Consider the following 18130-nt stretch of genomic DNA (forward strand, 5'->3'; position numbering starts at 1 on the left):
GGGCGGAGCAGTAAAATGAATTAAGACTGCGCCGCTACCCAGAGACTTTTAGGAGAGAGAATGGCCGAAGTAACAGTTAGCGAACTCGCCAAATCGGTTGGTGCCACCGAAGAGCGTCTGCTTAAGCAGATGCAGGAAGCGGGTTTGCCCCACACTTCAGCAGATGCGCCTGTATCCGCAGAAGAGAAACAGGTCCTGCTCAACTTCCTTAAAACCAGTCATGGGGAGCAGGGCGCGTCGCCGAAAAAAATCACCCTCAAACGCAAGACGACCACCACGCTCAAAACCGGCTCTGGCACCGGCCGCAAGACCGTGAATGTGGAAGTGCGTAAAAAGCGCACTTACGTCAAGCGCGCCGAGGAAGAGCAGGAGCAAGAGCCGGATACCTCTGCGCTGCAGCAGGCGGAAGAAGAGCTTGCGGCGGCAGAAAAAGCGGCGGAAGAGCGTGCTCGTCTCGAGGCGGAAGCTGCCGAGGCTGAAGCCAAGGCCCGCGCTGAAGAGGAAGCCAAGGCCGAAGAAGAGGCCAAAGCAAAAGCAGAAGAAGAGGCCAGGGCTGCCGAGGCGGCGAAAAAGGCCTCTGAAGCCGAGAGCAAGAGCGAAGCTGCCGAGGCGAAGCCCGAGGCTGAGTCCGAAGCCAAGCCAGAACCCAAACCTCAAGCAAAACCCCAGCCCAAACCCGAACCCGCGCCTATCCGCTCTACCTATGTAGACGATATCGAAGCCATGCGTATTGCCGCCATGGAGCGCCGCAAGAAAGAAGCGGAGCGCGAAGCGGCAGAGCTGGAAGAGAAAAAGGCCCGCGTGGAAGCAGAGCGTGCGCGCCTTGAGCAAGAGCAGAAAGAGCGTGCGGAGAAAGCCAAGCAGCAGCCCGCGGCCACGGAAGCGGACTCAGCTGCGGTCAAGCCTTCGCTGCGCCGCAAGCAGCTGGCAGACAATGATCGCGACGATGATGAGCAACCGCGCAAGCGTCGCAGCCGTCGTAGCAAGAGCGGTCCCAAGAAAACCAGCAAGACATCGCTGTACGATGCAGCGCTGGAAGCGTTTGAATCTGACGAGCACGAAAAGCGCAGCACCCGCTCGCTGTCTCGTCCGACCCTCAAGGTCAAGAACACACACGGCTTCAAAAGGCCGACAGGAAAGCAAGTGTACGAAGTACAACTGGGCGAGACGATCACCGTCGGCGATCTTGCCAAGCAGTTGAATATCAAGGCCGGCGAACTGATCAAGCACCTGATGAAAATGGGTGAAATGGTCACCATCAATCAAAGCCTGGATCGCGAAACTGCGTCCCTGATCGTTGAAGAGATGGGCCACAAAGTCGTACTGCGCTCCGAGAATGAGCTTGAAGAAAAGCTGGTTGCGCAAACACAGGATATAGAAGGTGAAGAGGCAGGCCGCGCGCCGGTCGTTACCGTCATGGGTCACGTTGACCACGGTAAAACTTCCCTGCTCGATTACATCCGTAAAACCAAGGTCGCGTCCGGTGAAGCCGGTGGCATTACCCAGCACATTGGCGCCTACCGGGTGAAAACCAGCCAGGGCGAAGTCGCCTTCCTGGATACCCCCGGACACGCCGCGTTTACCGCCATGCGCGCCCGCGGTGCCCAGGCCACCGATGTGGTGATCCTGGTAGTAGCCGCAGACGATGGTGTAATGCCACAGACCGAAGAGGCCGTGGCTCACGCCAAGGCTGCCGGGGTGCCGCTGGTTGTCGCGATTAACAAGTGCGACAAAGAAGGTGCGGACCCGGATCGCGTCAAGAACGAACTGGCTGCCAAGGACGTGATCCCGGAAGACTGGGGTGGTGATACACAGTTTATTGAAGTCTCTGCCCATACCGGCCAGGGCATCGACGAACTGCTGGAAGCGGTTTCTCTGCAGGCGGAAATGCTGGAACTGAAAACCAAAGTTGGCGTACCCGCAACTGGCGTAGTGATCGAATCCCGCCTGGAAAAAGGCCGCGGTGTGGTTGCCACGTTGCTGGTACAGAGCGGCGAACTGAAGCGCGGCGATATCGTGCTGGCGGGTCAGGCTTACGGCCGTGTCCGCGCCATGACCAACGAGCTGGGCAAATCCGTCAAGGAAGCCGGCCCGTCCACGCCGGTGGAGCTTCTGGGCTTGGATAGCACGCCCAATGCGGGTGATGAGTTCCTGGTGGTAGCCGATGAGCGCAAAGCCCGTGAAGTGGCTCAGCAGCGTTCAGACAAAGAGCGTTCCGAGCGCATGCAGCGCCAGCAGGCGGCGAAGCTGGAGAATATGTTTGCCAACATGGAAGCCGGCGAGAAGAAAGTGCTGCCGGTGATCGTCAAGGCCGACGTGCGCGGTTCCCTCGAGGCGATCCAGTCCGCGCTGGCCGAGATCGGCAACGAAGAAGTGTCCGTCAATGTGGTCTCCAGCGGCGTTGGTGGCATCGTGGAGAACGATATCAACCTGGCGTTGACCTCTGGTGCCATCGTGATCGGCTTCAATACCCGTGCCGACGTGTCCGCACGTAAGCTGGCAGAAACCGAAAGCGTTGAAATCCGTTACTACAGCGTGATCTACAACCTGCTGGACGAAGTGAAACAGGCCCTGTCCGGTATGCTGGACCCGGAGCTGCGCGAAGAGATTGTAGGTATCGCGCAGGTGCGCGATGTGTTCCGCTCTCCGAAGTTTGGTGCGATTGCCGGCTGTATGGTCATCGAAGGGACCGTATACCGCAACAAGCCGATCCGCGTACTGCGCGACAACGTGGTGATCTATCAGGGCGAACTCGAGTCCCTGCGTCGCTTCAAGGACGATGTCCAGGAAGTGCGCAACGGGATGGAGTGTGGTATTGGCGTTAAAGACTACAATGACGTCAAGTCCGGTGACCAGATCGAGGTCTACGATATCGTGAAGGTTGCTCGCGAACTGTAATTGTCTGTCACCGCGGCGAATATAAAATCGTCATCCCGGCGCATGCCGGAATCCAGGGAATCCGCACCGGGGCTAGTCGGCCTCCTGTGTTTTCTGGATTCCGGCATGCGCCGGAATGGCAATACGCCTGCCATTCTGAATAGGTAAACAATGGCCAAAGAATTCCACCGCGCCGACCGCGTCGCCGACGCCATGCGTCGGGAGCTGGCCCAGCTGATTCAGCACGAAGTGCGTGATCCGCGGGTTGGTATGGTCAATATCAACGACGTCGAAGTGAGCCGCGACCTCGCTTTCGCCAAGGTGTATGTCACCCTGGTGGGAGAAGACGATCGCAGCAAGATCGATGCCTCTCTGGAAGCCCTGAACAAGGCCGCGGGATTCCTGCGCAGCCAGCTGGCGAAGGCGATCCAGATTCGCACCATTCCCCGTCTGCAGTTCCGCTACGACGAGACTTCCGTACGGGGTCAGCAACTCTCGGCGCTGATCGACAAGGCGGTCAAGTCGGACCAGAGTAAATCTGGTGAGCGCGACGAAGACAGCGGGAAAGACAACGACTGATGGGCCGCCGACCAAAATGGGGCCGGCAGGTAAATGGCGTGCTGTTGCTGAACAAGCCCGCCGGCATCTCCGCCAACGACGCCCTGCAGAAAGCCAAACGCCTCTTCTTTGCCAATCGCGCCGGTCATACCGGCGCGTTGGATCCGTTGGCGACCGGTGTATTGCCTGTCTGCTTCGGTGAAGCCACCAAGTTCTCCCAGTATCTGTTGGATGCCGACAAACGCTATCGCAGCACTTTCTGCCTGGGTATGACCACGGAAACCGGTGATGCCGATGGCAATGTAGTGTCCACCAGCGATGCCTCTGGCGTGACCGAACAGCAGGTTCGCGATGCGATGGAGGCGTTCCGCGGCACCATCAGCCAGGTGCCTTCCATGTATTCCGCCCTCAAGCACAATGGCCAGCCGCTGTACAAGCTGGCACGCCAGGGGATCGAGGTGGAGCGGGAGCCGCGGCAGGTAAAAATCTACTCTTACGAGTTGCTGCGATTTATCCCGAGTGCCGATTCAGCGGACAACTTGCCTCGTGCGGAAATCGAGGTCCACTGCTCCAAGGGCACTTATGTGCGCAGCCTGGCCGAAGATCTCGGTAAAGCGCTGGGAGTGGGTGCCTTTGTCGAGAAGCTGCACCGCAGCGCTGCCGGCCCGTACCACGAGGACGACTCAATCACCCTGGACGAGCTCACTGAGGAGCGTGGGGAAGATCGGGCGGAAGTGCTGGATCACCACCTGCTGCCGGTGGACTCTCCCGCCTCGGGACTGCCCCAAATGACCCTCGACGACGACACGGGTTACTATCTGCGTCAGGGCCAGCCGGTAATGGATATGCAGGTCTACCGCTTGGGCGATGAAGGTGATATGGTGCGCCTTTTCCTGGAAAGTGGTGAATTTCTGGGCGTTGGAGAGATTACTGATGACGGGCGGGTCGCTCCCCGCCGGTTGGTAAAGTAATCGTTCCTCACCGTCGTCATACCGGATCTAGTGCGGAATGACGAGTGGAGCGACTACAGCGGGCTATGTCCGCAAACGACGACTAGCTGGTCTGTAAACATGCACGGGCCAGCCGGATCTTTAAAGCATGTTACGAACGAGGTAATTCGTTATGGCACTGTCTGCAAACGAAAAAGCAGCCATCCTGAAAGAGCACGGCCAGTCTGAAGGTGATACCGGTTCTCCGGAAGTCCAGGTAGCCCTGCTGACTGCCAACATCAACAAGCTTCAGGGTCACTTTGCTTCTCACAAGCAAGACCACCACTCTCGTCGTGGTCTGATCCGCATGGTAAACCAGCGTCGTAAGCTGCTGGATTACCTGAAGAGTAAGGATCTCAACCGTTACGCACAGCTGATTGCCAAGCTCGGCCTGCGTCGTTAAGACCCTGCAATGCCCGCCTCTGGCGGGCATTGTTCTATATAAAATTCGTGTTCCGTGAGAGGCTCTCCCGGAGCAGGCGGGTACAGCCCGCAACTATTTCCGCTGTCGGTGCGCCGTCAGCGGATTTTCGCGTTTGTATGGACCGAAGTAGGGTGAAGTACAGCGCACAGATGAACAGAGTGTTGTTCATATCTGTAGGTAAGGCGTTGCTGGAATGGGCCAGCACGCACAGGAAACAGGAAAAGAGTCTAGTGAATCCAGTAACTAAAACATTCCAGTACGGAAATCAGCAGGTCACCATCGAGACTGGCCGGGTTGCGCGCCAGGCCACCGGTGCCGCGCTGGTCACCATGGGTGAAACCGTGGTGCTGTGTACCGTTGTCGGTGCCAAGGAAGCGAAGCCTGACCAGAGCTTCTTCCCGCTGTCCGTGCACTATGTAGAAAAGGCCTACGCGGCCGGCAAAATTCCCGGTGGCTTTTTCAAGCGTGAAGGTCGCCCGTCAGAGAAAGAAACCCTGACCTCCCGTCTGATCGACCGTCCTATCCGCCCGCTGTTCCCGAATGGTTTCATGAACGAAGTACAGGTGATGATCACCGTACTGTCTGCAGAAAAAGACGTGGATCCGGATATCGCCGGTATGATCGGTACCTCCGCGGCGCTGTCCGTATCCGGCATCCCGTTCGGTGGCCCGATTGGCGCTGCGCGCGTGGGTTACACCGAGAAAGACGGCTACCTGCTGAATCCGCGTTACAGCGAGCTGAAAGAGTCCGAGCTGGACATGGTTGTGGCCGGTACCAAAGACGCCGTACTGATGGTTGAATCCGAAGCCGCCGAGCTGCCCGAAGACATCATGCTGGGCGCAGTACTGTTCGCGCACCAGGAAATGCAGGCCGTGGTTAAGGTCTGTGAAGAGCTGAAAGCGGAAGCGGGCAAGCCCACCTGGGACTGGCAGCCGGAAGCGGTCAACGAAGAGTTGAAGTCTGCACTGGAAGCTCAGTTTGGCGAGAAAGTCGCCGAAGCCTATAAAATCACCGACAAGCAGCAGCGCACCACCCGCCTGGGCGAACTGCGCAATGAAGCGGTAGCGGCCCTGGCCACTGAAGAGCTGGACGAAGGCACCGTAAAAAGCTACTTCGGCAAGCTTGAGAAGAAAACCGTACGCGGTGCTGTGGTACGCGGTGAGCCCCGTATCGACGGTCGCGACACCAAGACCGTACGTCCGATTTCCGTAGAAGTTGGCGTACTGCCGAAAGCCCACGGTTCCGCGCTGTTCACCCGCGGTGAAACCCAGGCACTGGTAGTCTCCACCCTCGGCGCGACCCGCGATGCACAGATCATCGACGCCCTGGAAGGCGAGCGCAAAGACTACTTCATGCTGCACTACAACTTCCCTCCCTACTCCGTAGGTGAAGCGGGCCGTGTTGGTGCAACCGGCCGCCGCGAAATCGGCCACGGTCGTCTGGCCCGTCGCGGTATCGCCGCGGTACTGCCGAATCCAGAAGAGTTCCCCTACACCCTGCGTGTGGTATCCGAGATCACCGAATCCAACGGTTCCAGCTCCATGGCTTCCGTATGTGGTTCCAGCCTGGCACTGATGGACGCGGGTGTCCCGCTGAAAGCGCCGGTTGCCGGTATCGCCATGGGCCTGGTGAAAGAAGACGAAGGTGTTGCGGTCCTGACCGACATCCTGGGTGACGAAGACCACCTCGGCGACATGGACTTCAAAGTAGCCGGTACCGCCTCTGGTGTGACCGCGCTGCAGATGGACATCAAGATCGAAGGTATCACCGAAGAGATCATGGAAACCGCGCTGGAGCAGGCCCTGCACGCACGCCTGCATATCCTGGCGGAAATGAACAAGGTAATCGGCACCTCCCGCGATGTGGTCAACGAGAACGCACCGCGCTACGCCACCCTGAAGATCCACCCGGACAAGATCCGCGACGTGATCGGTAAAGGCGGTGCGACCATCCGCTCCATCACCGAAGAGACCGGTGCCTCCATCGATATCGAAGACGATGGCAGCATCAAGGTATTCGGTGAAGACGGTGAGAGCCTGGAAGCGGCAGTCACCCGCATCGAGGAAATCACCGCGGAAGCCGAAATTGGGGCTATCTATGAAGGTAAAGTGGTCCGCATTGTGGACTTCGGTGCATTCGTTAACTTCCTGCCGGGTAAAGACGGTCTGGTCCATATCTCCCAGATCGCGGAAGAGCGTGTCAACGCGGTTTCCGACTACCTGAGCGAAGGTCAGATGGTGAAGGTCAAGGTACTGGACGTAGACCAGCGCGGCCGCATCAAGCTGTCCATCAAGGAAGCCAAAGCTGAAGAAGCCGAACAGGCGGATGAGGCTACTGGCGAGGAGTAATCCTCACCTTCCATTCAGTTCGGGATAAATACCTGAAGCCGAATGAGAAGGGCAGGTGGCGGGGATTCACTTTTGAAAGCGTCGGCGACAGGGATGTCGCCGACGCAGCGTACAGGGATGTATTTACAGCGGTTTCAAAAGTGAATACCCGGTGCCTGACCGCCACCGTACTTTGTTGAAAGGTGCGGGGGCGGATCCAAGAACGGTGGCTACAGGCCACCGTTTTTTTTGCCCTGAATTTGGCTCATCGGGGCTTAAGGAGAAAGTCATGGAAATTTTACTGATCTATCTGGTGCTGGGTATGGCGGCGGGGACCATCGCCGGTCTGTTCGGCGTTGGTGGTGGCCTGATCATCGTACCGGCACTGGTACTGGTATTTACCGCCCAGGGGATTGCCCCGGAGATCCTCACCCATATGGCGGTGGGCACATCGCTGGCCACCATCATCATCACATCGATCAGCTCTATCCGTACCCATCACGCCAAGCGCGCCGTGGACTGGAAGATCTTTGCCGCCATGGCGCCGGGGATTCTCATCGGCTCCTGGCTGGGGGGCATGACCGCCGATTGGCTGAGTGGCGCCTGGCTGCAATTGCTGATTGGTGTCTTTGCCGTGGGGATCGCCCTGAAAATGTGGCGGGATGGACTGCGCAAAGCCGAGCTGCCCACCGACGGCAGCCGCGTGCCGGGCAGGGTGGGATTGTCCGCGGTCGGTGCGTTTATCGGCTGGGCGTCAGCGATCTTCGGCATTGGTGGGGGCTCACTCACTGTGCCGTTCCTGAACCGCTGTCATGTCATCATGCAGCGTTCAGTCGCCACCTCTGCGGCCTGTGGTCTGCCCATCGCGGTAGCCGGTGCATTGAGTTTTGCGGTACAGGGCTGGAACAGCCCGCAGTTGCCCGAGTGGAGTACCGGCTACATCTACTGGCCGGCGTTTCTTGGTATTGTACTGGCCAGTACCTGGTTTGCCCGCTTGGGCGCGATTCTGGCCCACCGGCTGTCGCCACAGCTGCTTAAGAACTGCTTTGCCGGATTGCTGTTTATTATCGGTGCGCGGTTTATCTGGCTGAACTACACGGCCGTGTTGGCGAGTTGACCAATCCCCATTGTAGGGAATAAGGCAATAAAAAGGCCGCTGCGGTTTCCCGCAGCGGCCTTTTTCAGCTTGAATAAGCGTCTTCAGATCAGACGGTCTTCGCTGGCGCTTCCGCCGGCTCCACCGCTTCAATGTGATCCTGCCCCTCACCTTCCCAAGTCTTGGATTTCAGGCTGATCAGCGCAATTACCGCACCGATACCAATACTGAATATTGCGATCTGGATGTACAGATTGGGCAGTGCAGAGACATTCTCTGGATCGAAGTTACCCGCCAGCAGGCCGGCGATTACATTGCCGATGGAGTAGGTGAGTACAAACACACCCATCATCTGGCCGGCGAAGCGGCGTGGAGACAGCTTGCTCACCGCACTCAGGGCTACCGGGCTCAGGCACAGTTCACCCACAGTATGCAGGAAGTAAGTGGTTACCAGCCACATGGGGGCGACTTTCAGGCCCTGTGCCGCCTGTTGGGCCGCGAAGAACATGACGATAAAGCCACTGGCCATGATCATCAGGCCGATCGCACATTTCATGCCGTAAGACGGGGAGATCATGCGCTTGCCCAGATTGATCCACAGGGCGGCGAAGAACGGTGACAGGATGATGATGAACATCGGGTTCACGTTCTGGAACCAGGACGCCGGGATCTCGAAGGAGCCGATCAGGCGATCGGTGTAATCGCGGCCGAACAGGTTTAGCGAGGAGCCAGCCTGTTCAAAGCCGGACCAGAAGCAGGCAGAAGCAATACACACCAGGAACAGAGCCCACATGCGCTTTTTTTCCACCTGGCTCAGCTTGCCGCCAAAGTAGATGTAGGCGTAGTAGGCGAAGAAGATCAGGGTGAAGATGATGGCGGTATTCTGGGCAACTGCCACCGGGTTAATGATGATCACGCCGGCGATGGACAGCACGGCAACCACTGTAACAATGGCCACAATTGCCCAGATCGCTCCCCAGGCCTTTTTGGCGCCTTCCGGCGTCATCGGGTGCTCCGGCTTCAGGCTCGCATCCCCCAGGTTGCCGATGGTCTTGCGGTACTGGATCAGGCCGATGCCCATGCCTACCGCGGCAGCGCCGAAGCCCCAGTGCCAGCCGATTTTCTCGCCGAAGTAGCCACAGACGAGGTAACCCAGCATGGAGCCGATGTTGATGCCCATGTAGTAGAGCGCGTAGCCACTGTCACGGCGTACGTCGTCGTGTGCATAGAGGTGACCCACCAGGGCGCTGATATTTGGCTTCAACAGGCCGGTACCGGTAGCTACCAGGATCAGGCCGATAAAGAAGGTACTGTCACTGGGGATGGCCAGCACGATATGGCCACACATGATGATGATGCCGCCGTACCATACGGTTCTCTGGCCGCCGAGCAGCCGGTCGGCAATCCAGCCGCCGGGGAGCCCCAGAAAGTACACCGCACCGGTGTAGAGGCCGTAGATGGCGGTGGCGGCGGCTACCGTAAAGGCGAGGCCTTCCTGCTGCAGGCTGGCGGTCATAAACAGGACCAGCAGCGCCCGCATGCCGTAGTAACTCATGCGCTCCCACATTTCGGTAAAGAAGAGGGTCGAGAGCCCCTTGGGGTGGCCGAAGAAGCCGGCACTGTTCTGATGCGTATTTGACGACATATCAGGGATTCCAGTTGTTATAGCTTTAGTAAACAGCCCGAGTTTACCAGCGGTGTTTAAATCAGGCGAATGGTTACAAATGAAACAGGGCATGCAACTGCAAAAAGGATTCCATCACGACAGGAATAGTGGAAAACTACCGTTTCGGGAAATCAAATGGGGAAAATAACGATGAAAACCCCGCATAATTCTGCACTGCAGCGGTGGAACCAGTCACAAATAAGCCTGAAGCGCCGGTATTCCGGCCCCCTGACGGCATGGTTTCTTCTCGGTGCTGCCGTACTAGCAGGCTGTGCTGCCAGTCCACCACAATCTGCCCCTCGCATTGATACGAACGCACTGCTCACTGGTACCGCGTTGCTGGGTAGTCCCATTGACATCGCCACGTTACCCGAAGACGGCACCCTGACATTATCCTCGGAGATGCGCGCCTATCTCGCGCAGATCTCCCCCGGGGCAGGCGGCGATGCGCGCCTGCAGGCGCTACTGCGGGCTTTCCAGAACCGCGAATTTGTCGTCGAATACGATGCCCAGGCAACACTGACCGCCGAGGAAACCTACCGGCAGCAGAAAGGCAACTGCATGGCCTTTACCCTGATGATGGTGGCCATGGCGCGGGCTCTGGGGGCGGATGCCAGCTTCAACCAGGCGGAGGTGCCACCGGTCTGGGATCATGACGAGGCGCGCACGTTTGTGGTGTACCGCCATATCAATATGGTGTCTGAAAATGTCCGCGGCCGCCGGGTCGTGGATTTCAATCTCGCTGCCTACGATCCTCTTTATGACCAACGGAAGCTCTCCGATATCGAAGCACTTGCCCAGTATTACAGTAATCGCGGCCTGGAGCTGATGCAGGAGGGAGATCAGGAGAATGCGTTTCGCTATATGCGCAAGGCCTTGGATCTGAAGCCCGGCAGCGCCGACCTGTGGGCGAATCTGGGGGCGCTGTACAGCCGTAACCGGCTTTTTGATCTGGCGGAGCAGGGTTATCAGCAGGCTTTGGTGTTGGACTCGGGGCACGCCATCGCGCTGAGTAACCTTGAGCGATTGTATCGGAATGCACAGCGTAATGAGCTGGCCGATTACTACGCTGGACGTTCCCGTTATCACCGCGAGCGCAACCCGTACTTCCTCTATTATCAGGCACGCAATGCCTACGAACACGGAGATTATCGCTCCGCCAGAAAGCAGCTGAAACGGGCGCTATGGCAGCATGAAAACGACCATCGCTTCCATTTTCTGATGGGGCTTACCAGCTATCGGCTGGGAGACTACGACGATTCCCGTACGCATCTTTCGCAAGCGTTTTCCCTGGCGGAGAATGCGGGTACCAGACAGGCCTATTCGCGCAAGCTGGACGTGTTGCGGGATGGGAAATAGAAAAAAATCTTTGAGCAATAAAAAAGGGGATGCCTTGCGGCATCCCCTTTTTAGTGTGACCGAAGTCAGCTCTTAGAACTGGTAAGAAACACCAGCCCAGTAGTAACGACCCTGGAAGTCGTAGAAGCTGTTCCAGTCGCTGTAACCGGAGGTGTCTTGCGGCTCCTCGTTGGTTACATTGTCCAGACCGGCAGATACGCGCAGAGAGTCAGTCGCATCCCAGCCACCACGCAGGTTCAGGTAGGTTTGGCTATCGATCGCCAGCTCGTACGGAGAGGCGCTGATGCCACTGTCAAAGTACTGTGCCTGGATGCCCGCATCCCAGCCGTTGCCGTACCAGGTGGCACTAGCCAGACCGCGCCAATCGACGTACATACCGCCGGTGAGACCTACTTCACCCAGGTAATCGGATTCAGTTTCGGTCTGTTCGTTGTACTCGGTGTACTCGAGCATACGGGTTGCCTGAGCACGCAGCGCCAGACGGCCGGCGTCGAAGTGCAGGTTCTGGACGATATCGATATCAACACCGCGGGTGTCGATCTGACCGATATTCATCTGCGCACCTTCCAGGCGAACGATCTGATCGCCGGCACCGCGAGTAACAGAGTTACAGGCAGTTGCGATACCGTCACGGAAGCAGTCGTCCAGGATACGCTGCAGGTCCGGATTGGTGATCGCGTTTTCTACGGAGATGTCGTAGTAGTCCAGTGTGATGGACAGATCGTCTACGAAGCTCGGAGTCCAGACGACACCGAAAGTGAAGGATTCCGCTTCTTCCGGTTGCAGTTCCTGGTTACCGCCAATGTTGGTCGGAACCTGGCTGCCAGCCTGTTCAAAGCCCGGGCTGACCTTGTCACAGTAGGCACCCTGGCCCTTGGTGTTGGCTTCGCCGGTGCTGCAGGGGTCGGTCAGGGTTTCGTAGCTCTGGGCGCTACCGCTGAACAGCTCGTAGATGCCCGGTGCACGGAAAGAGGTGGAGAAGCTGGAGCGTATACGCACGTCTTCGATCGGCGCGTAAAGCAGGCCAACTTTACCAGTGCTCTCGCCGCCGAAGGTACTGAAGTCGGAGTAGCGCACGGCTACGTCGGCAGTCAGCTCTTCGGCGCCTTTCACACCCGCCAGAATCGGCAGGTTGAATTCGGCAAATACTTCAGCAACATCGTACTCGCCACCGGTGGCGTCTTGCTGGTTACCGAAGGTCTCTCCGCTCTGGGTTTCTGGAGACGGGTTGAACTCACCAGACTCTTCACGGTATTCCACACCGGTAGCAAAACCGAGTGCGCCGCCCTGGAACTGAACCGCTTCGATGTCACCGGTCAGGCTCGCACCGATGTTGATCAGCTCGTACTCGTTGTCTTCACGGTCGTCGTAGCTGAAGTAGTTGATGATTTCCGGGCTCATGCCACCGGCAAACTCGTAATCCAGACCTGCTTCACCGCTGAAAATTTCATTCAGCTTGGTCTTGTTATAGGAGTTTGCAGTAACGTTCTCGCCTTCGTTCTTGCCGTAGCTTGCGAATGCGTCCCAGCTCCAGCCGTTGTTCAGGTCACCGCGAATACCGCCGAGGAAACGGTAAGTGTCGGTTTTCTGTTCGGAGTCACGGGTACCGCCGGCAACTGGACGGATGCGCAGGTCATTGAACCCGTCAATGCCATCGTCACCGATACCGTAAGCCCAAGTGTCGCCCGGGTAGGGGAATTTTTCGTCATCCGGGTTGGAGCCATTGGCTTCCCATGCGTCGTAGGCTTCTTGCCAGGCTTCTTGCAGCTGGGACTGGATTTCAGCCGGCAGGTGTTTTTCCGCATCCAACTCGAAGCCATTACCAGCGTACATAGGCTGTGCAGCCAGCTGCTGATTGGTGGTTTTGGTGGTGTAGCTCGCTTCACCGAACAGCTCAACAGAGTTGGTCAGGGAGAAAGTGCCGGATGCCGTCGCAGAAGTCCGCTCCATCGCGCCGGACAGCCACATGTGCTGGCCGATGTCGTAAGTGCTGTACTCGCCCAGAGATACGCCGTCTTCGCCGATCGCGAAGTTGCCGTAGCTGGTCAGGATGTTGCCGTTGGGAGACATGGAGCTCTGCAGGCCAGCCCAGTCGCGATCGTTGTAAGTGATTTCATCGCGCTGGCTGTGGGAAATGTTGGCGATGAAGTTACCGCGCTCACCTTCGTTACCGAAAGTGAAGGAGATCTCGCCGTTCTCGCCGCCACCTTCAGTGGTGGAACCGGCGCGCGCATTGATGCGCAGACCGTCGTAGGAATCTTTCATCACGACGTTGATAACACCGGCAACCGCGTCGGCGCCGTATACCGCAGATGCACCGTCGGTCAGAACTTCGATACGGTCAATCATGTCTACCGGGATGTTATTCATATCAACCGCGGAGCTAACGCCGGATGCGGAGGATACGAAGCGACGGCCATTTACCAGTACCAGAGTACGAGCAGAGCCCAGGTTGCGCAGGTCGACAAATGCCAGACCCATGCCGCCGTTGTTGTCGTTGGCGTTGATGCCGGTGGTGCCCATGGACGGCAGCTGGTTCAGCAGCTCGTCGATGGTGCCGACGCCGGAGCGGCTGATCGCTTCGGAATCAACGATAGTGATGGGGCCAGTAGTGGAGAGCGGATCGCGGGCAATGCGAGAGCCGGTAACGATCACTTCTTCAACGGTAGGGCCGGGAACCGCTTCTTGGGCTGATACGCCAGCAGCGGCGACAGCGCTGAATGCTGCAACAGCAATACTCAACTTGGTCTTGATCATAATGCATCCTTTATGTACTTGGGGCACTTACAAAGAAATTATCTGGTTGTTGTAATTTGAGTGCGGCGTGACTTTAAAGGATGTAAATCTTTTAGGGAACTAACGTGACATTTGTGAGTCGCGTACGATTCAGTCAAGGTGGTTGCTTATTGACCGGTGTGGTTGCTTTGTGTTCGGAGGTGGGGGGAGATTGTCGCTTATAGACGTAAAAATTATGAGGGGATTGCGATTTTTAATAAAAATTTAGGATGAGTGTAACTAAAATGATAGGGCGAGCCATCTTGGCCTAATTGTTTGTAAGTTGGAATATTTTCAGACTTTTTAACTGCAAATAACATTTTTTTCGTTGAAAATGGGTAGGGGTGGGCGCTGAGGGTATTACGAGTGTGGTGCGGGGCTGAGCCCCGCACACCGTATGAGATGCGAACCGATTAGCCTAAGCTCTGTTTCATTCCATCGAGAAACAATTGCACGGCCAGCATAACCAATACCATCCCCATCAATCGCTCTACGGCGATCAAACCCCGGTTCCCCAGCAATTTCGCCAAGGGGGATGATGCCAGCAGAATAACCGCGGAGACCCCCCAAGCGCCCAGCAACGCCAGCGTCCAATTCCAGAGTTGTTCCCCCTCGCTGTTGGTCATCAGCATCAAAATTGCCATTGTCGAGGGGCCCGCCACCAGCGGCACCGCCAACGGTACAAAGAACGGCTCCCCTTCCAGCCGCTCACCCATAATGCCGCCCTCGATGGGAAACACCATCCGAATCGCAATCAGGAACAGAATAATCGCCCCCGCAATCCGGATCGCCTCCTGCGACAACCCCAGCCAGGCCAGCACAAAGCGCCCGCCGTAGAGGAACACCAGCAACACAATCAGCGCAAAAATGAGCTCGCGCATGATCACATAGAGCTGGCGTTTGGGGGGGACGTTCTTCAGGGCGGACAGGAACACCGGGATGTTACCCAGGGGGTCCATGACGAAGAGGAGGGTGAGGAAGGCGGTTAATGTGTCCATATGGTGCTCAAATTCTATTCGACTCTGAATTAAAAAAGGGGCCCCTGAGGGCCCCTTCTATCGCTAAAACTTTGCAGATGTTAGAACTTAATGTTAGCACCTGTAAAGAAGCGGCGGCCGATTACATCGTACATGCCCGGTTCGGTATTGGCATTGAACGCGCTGTGGAAGCGAGGTGCATCTTCGTCAGTAACATTGTTGATACCGAAGGAGAAGTTGATGTTCTGCCAAGTATAAGTACCGATCAGGTCATGGTAGATGATGCTTTCAGCTACTGCGTCGTCTGTCACGGAAGCTGGGCGCAGCGCGTCGACGGTTTTATCGATAAAACGCATATCCCAGTCCAGAGTCCAGTTATCGCCGAAAACGCCAACGTTGCTATTCCAGCGCCACTCAGGGAATACCTCAAAGCCGTTGGCGGTGCCAACCAGTTCGCGGGATCCCGCCAATGGGTAAGCGCGTTCATAGCTGTCTACCAGGGTCGCCATCCAGCCCAAGGTATACCCTTGCATCGGGCCTACGCTCAGGTCGCCGTGGTATTTCGCGGCAAAATCGAAACCACTGGTCGTTAGAGTACCCAGGTTACCGAATGCGGCGTAAGCATCACCCGGATACGGAACACCACCGTATGCGTTCAGGTACGGATTGCCCTGTTCGCTTCCGTCAAACCCATACAGTACGGAGCACGCAGCACTACTCAGTTCTACGGAGTTCATACAGGCAGACATCAGGTCGTTGATGTCCTCGGAACCAATCACGTTATCGATTTCGATGCTCCAGTAGTCAACGCTGAGGGACAGACCTTCAGCGAAACCAGGAGTGTAAACGAAGCCAAAGTTGATGGACTCAGACTCTTCTGGTTCCAGCGGCTCTGCGGGAGCAGATGTCTCGTAATAAGACTGCCACGCGAAACCAAGTTCGCCTGCATCGGTAGTATCAATACCCAGAGCCTGACAGTTGTCGTACAGCGTTTGAGTGATATCCCCTGATTCCAGACGACGATCACCGAACTCACACAGCGGCTCAACGATCGGGAAGCCGCCGGATTGACCCTGGTTCAGCTCAGAGATGTTCGGAGCGCGGAAGCCTGTCGCGAAACCGGCACGAATACGCAGATCTTCCAGCGGCTGGTAGTCAGCACCAATTTTGTAGGTGGTAGCTTCACCGGCGGAAGTGTCGTAGTCGGAGTAACGAGTGGAGGCGTTCACGTCCAGGTTGTCCATAACAGGCAGAAGTACTTCGGCAAATACTTCTTTAACCCCGTAGCCACCTTTCAGCGGATCGCCGGCACCGCCAGTAGTCAGACCTTCAGAAACAAATTCATCCGGGACGTACTGACCTTCTTCCTGACGGCTGTCAAACCCAACTGCCCAGCCTGCGGTACCGCCTGGCATTTCGATCATGTCACCACTAAACGACAATGAAGCGACTTCCATGCGGGATTTGTAGACGTCTTTCAGAGAGCCTGCAGTGAGGAACGCCATTTGTGCAGGGGAAATACTTCCAAATTCACCAAATGGGTTGAGTACACCAGCTTCGGCACACGCTGCATTAGCAGCGCAAGCATCAGGGTCTACTGCAATTGCCCAGCGGTCGAAACGACCATAATTAGTCGTTTCATCCATAGTTTGGTTTTCGGCAAACGTATAGCTGAAGTCCCAGTCAACTTTTCCAGCGATTTCGCCCGTGAAGCCAGCAACCATACGGTAGGAGTCAGCTGTTTGAGTGAAAAGGCGGCCGCCTGACTCTTCGAAGCGACGGTTCACACGAACACCGATTCCAGAAATGCCGAGATCGTTTTGTGCATTATCTCCGAAAGGGTTGTACGGGTTGTTTGCCGGCACCCAATCGTTCCACTGCAGGCCGTTGTTTGGAGTTTGAATATCGTCGGTTACTGCAAAGGATGCATCTGGTGCGAGGCGCTGATGGGACGTTCGGCGGGTATAGAGCGCTTCTACGTAGCCCTCCACGTTATCGGAAATTTCCACGCTACCTAGAGCACCAAACTGCCAACGCTCGTTGGGGGTGATCAGGGCATTCACCGGTGCATAGTTATATACGTCGTCAGAGGTGAACGGACGAGCCTTGCCTAATGCTGAATCGTAAATGTAGTTGCCATGTCCCGGGACGGCGATTTTCCGGCTATTGGAAGAGCCGGAACCGATGGCTTTGAATGTGCCATCTTCCTGTAGAACCGGGTAAAGCGCTTCTGTTGCCCAGGGGCGCTCAGCCTGATACATCTCTTCCTGAACGGAGTAGCCCAAAGACATGACCATATTGCCACGGTCGCCATTAATGCCTGCGAGCATGGAGAAGCCGCTATTCTGAGCCTGGCCATCTTCCATGCCCTGCCCCAGGTTGGCGTTTATCTCGAAGCCTTCGAAGTCATCTTTAAGGATGAAGTTGACTACACCTGCGAGAGCGTCAGAGCCATAGATGGTAGAAGCACCGTCCTTCAGAACTTCTACGCGTTCGATCATGGCTTCAGGGATAGTGTTGATATCTACAGCACCATCACCGGTTGCGTCGCCGGCCTGGCGGCGGCCGTTGATCAATACCAGAGTACGGTTGAAGCCAAGACCGCGCATGTCGACCTTCTTCTGCCCCTGATCACTACCATTATTGGTAGAGGCGCCCATCTGATAACCGGTGAATGCGGGATCTTCTTTCAGGAACTCATCGACACTGGCTAGGCCAGCTTTACTCAACTCTTCAGTTCCGTATGAATTGATAGGACTGGAAGAACTAAAATCGTCTCGTGCAATCCGTGACCCGGTTACAACGACCTCTTCAACTAGAGTCGCATCTTCTTGCGCGAACGCGGGCAGAGCTGGAACCATAATCGACGCAGCAACGGCTACGGACAGAAGGTTCTTTTTCATTGGAAATCCTCTCTTGAACGTTGGACTTGTATAGTTTTGCCTTTTTTGGCTTTGGAAATGGCTACCCCCAAGCGGCCACCTCCGTTCCCAACGTTTGTATAACGGGCGAGGAAAGGAGTCCCTCAAGAGATGAATGGAGTTTACGTGGGTTAAAAAGTCAGGTTTTGCATGTTATGTGG

11 protein-coding genes are annotated in these 18130 nt (G+C 56.6%); 7 read left to right on the plus strand and 4 right to left on the minus strand.

What is annotated here, in order from left to right:
* The first annotated feature begins 60 nt into the window (after window positions 1-60).
* From infB to LPW13_RS01625, 6 genes are all read left to right on the plus strand, one after another.
* Window positions 61-2898, plus strand: a complete 2838-nt coding sequence (infB, locus tag LPW13_RS01600; protein WP_230437706.1) for a translation initiation factor IF-2 — start codon at window positions 61-63, stop codon at window positions 2896-2898.
* Window positions 2899-3048: 150 nt separating this feature from the next.
* A complete protein-coding gene (gene rbfA, locus LPW13_RS01605; RefSeq protein WP_230437707.1) occupies window positions 3049-3456 on the plus strand; it encodes a 30S ribosome-binding factor RbfA in 408 nt (135 codons plus the stop codon).
* A complete protein-coding gene (gene truB / locus LPW13_RS01610) occupies window positions 3456-4406 on the plus strand; it encodes a tRNA pseudouridine(55) synthase TruB (RefSeq protein WP_230437708.1) in 951 nt (316 codons plus the stop codon). Before rbfA ends, truB begins: the two co-directional genes overlap by 1 nt.
* Window positions 4407-4557: 151 nt before the next feature.
* On the plus strand, window positions 4558-4827 hold the full coding sequence (rpsO, locus tag LPW13_RS01615) for a 30S ribosomal protein S15 (RefSeq protein ID WP_230437709.1): 270 nt from the start codon (window positions 4558-4560) through the stop codon (window positions 4825-4827).
* A 251-nt stretch (window positions 4828-5078) separates the two neighbouring features.
* Entirely contained in the window at window positions 5079-7196 is a 2118-nt protein-coding gene (gene pnp, locus LPW13_RS01620; RefSeq protein WP_230437710.1) for a polyribonucleotide nucleotidyltransferase, read from the plus strand.
* Between the two features lie 268 nt (window positions 7197-7464).
* Window positions 7465-8292: a sulfite exporter TauE/SafE family protein gene (locus LPW13_RS01625; protein WP_230437711.1), complete on the plus strand. Its 828-nt coding sequence runs from the start codon at window positions 7465-7467 to the stop codon at window positions 8290-8292.
* A gap of 88 nt (window positions 8293-8380) precedes the next feature.
* On the opposite strand, the gene LPW13_RS01630 is transcribed toward LPW13_RS01625, so the two are convergent.
* Window positions 8381-9916, minus strand: a complete 1536-nt coding sequence (locus tag LPW13_RS01630; protein ID WP_230437712.1) for a peptide MFS transporter — start codon at window positions 9914-9916, stop codon at window positions 8381-8383.
* Between the two features lie 171 nt (window positions 9917-10087).
* On the opposite strand from LPW13_RS01630, the gene LPW13_RS01635 reads away from it, so the two are divergent.
* A complete protein-coding gene (locus tag LPW13_RS01635) occupies window positions 10088-11296 on the plus strand; it encodes a CDC27 family protein (RefSeq protein ID WP_230437713.1) in 1209 nt (402 codons plus the stop codon).
* 72 nt (window positions 11297-11368) lie between these two features.
* Here the strand turns inward: LPW13_RS01635 and LPW13_RS01640 are convergent, their stop codons facing one another.
* The 3 genes from LPW13_RS01640 to LPW13_RS01650 form a co-directional block, all read right to left on the minus strand.
* On the minus strand, window positions 11369-14053 hold the full coding sequence (locus tag LPW13_RS01640; protein ID WP_230437714.1) for a TonB-dependent receptor plug domain-containing protein: 2685 nt from the start codon (window positions 14051-14053) through the stop codon (window positions 11369-11371).
* 431 nt (window positions 14054-14484) lie between these two features.
* The gene (locus LPW13_RS01645; protein ID WP_230437715.1) at window positions 14485-15069 is read right to left on the minus strand and encodes a MarC family protein; all 585 of its coding nucleotides are present in this window, start codon (window positions 15067-15069) and stop codon (window positions 14485-14487) included.
* Between the two features lie 80 nt (window positions 15070-15149).
* Entirely contained in the window at window positions 15150-17951 is a 2802-nt protein-coding gene (locus tag LPW13_RS01650; protein WP_230437716.1) for a TonB-dependent receptor plug domain-containing protein, read from the minus strand.
* Window positions 17952-18130 lie beyond the last annotated feature (179 nt).

It is taken from the genome of Microbulbifer celer (assembly GCF_020991125.1).
Lineage (GTDB): Bacteria > Pseudomonadota > Gammaproteobacteria > Pseudomonadales > Cellvibrionaceae > Microbulbifer > Microbulbifer celer.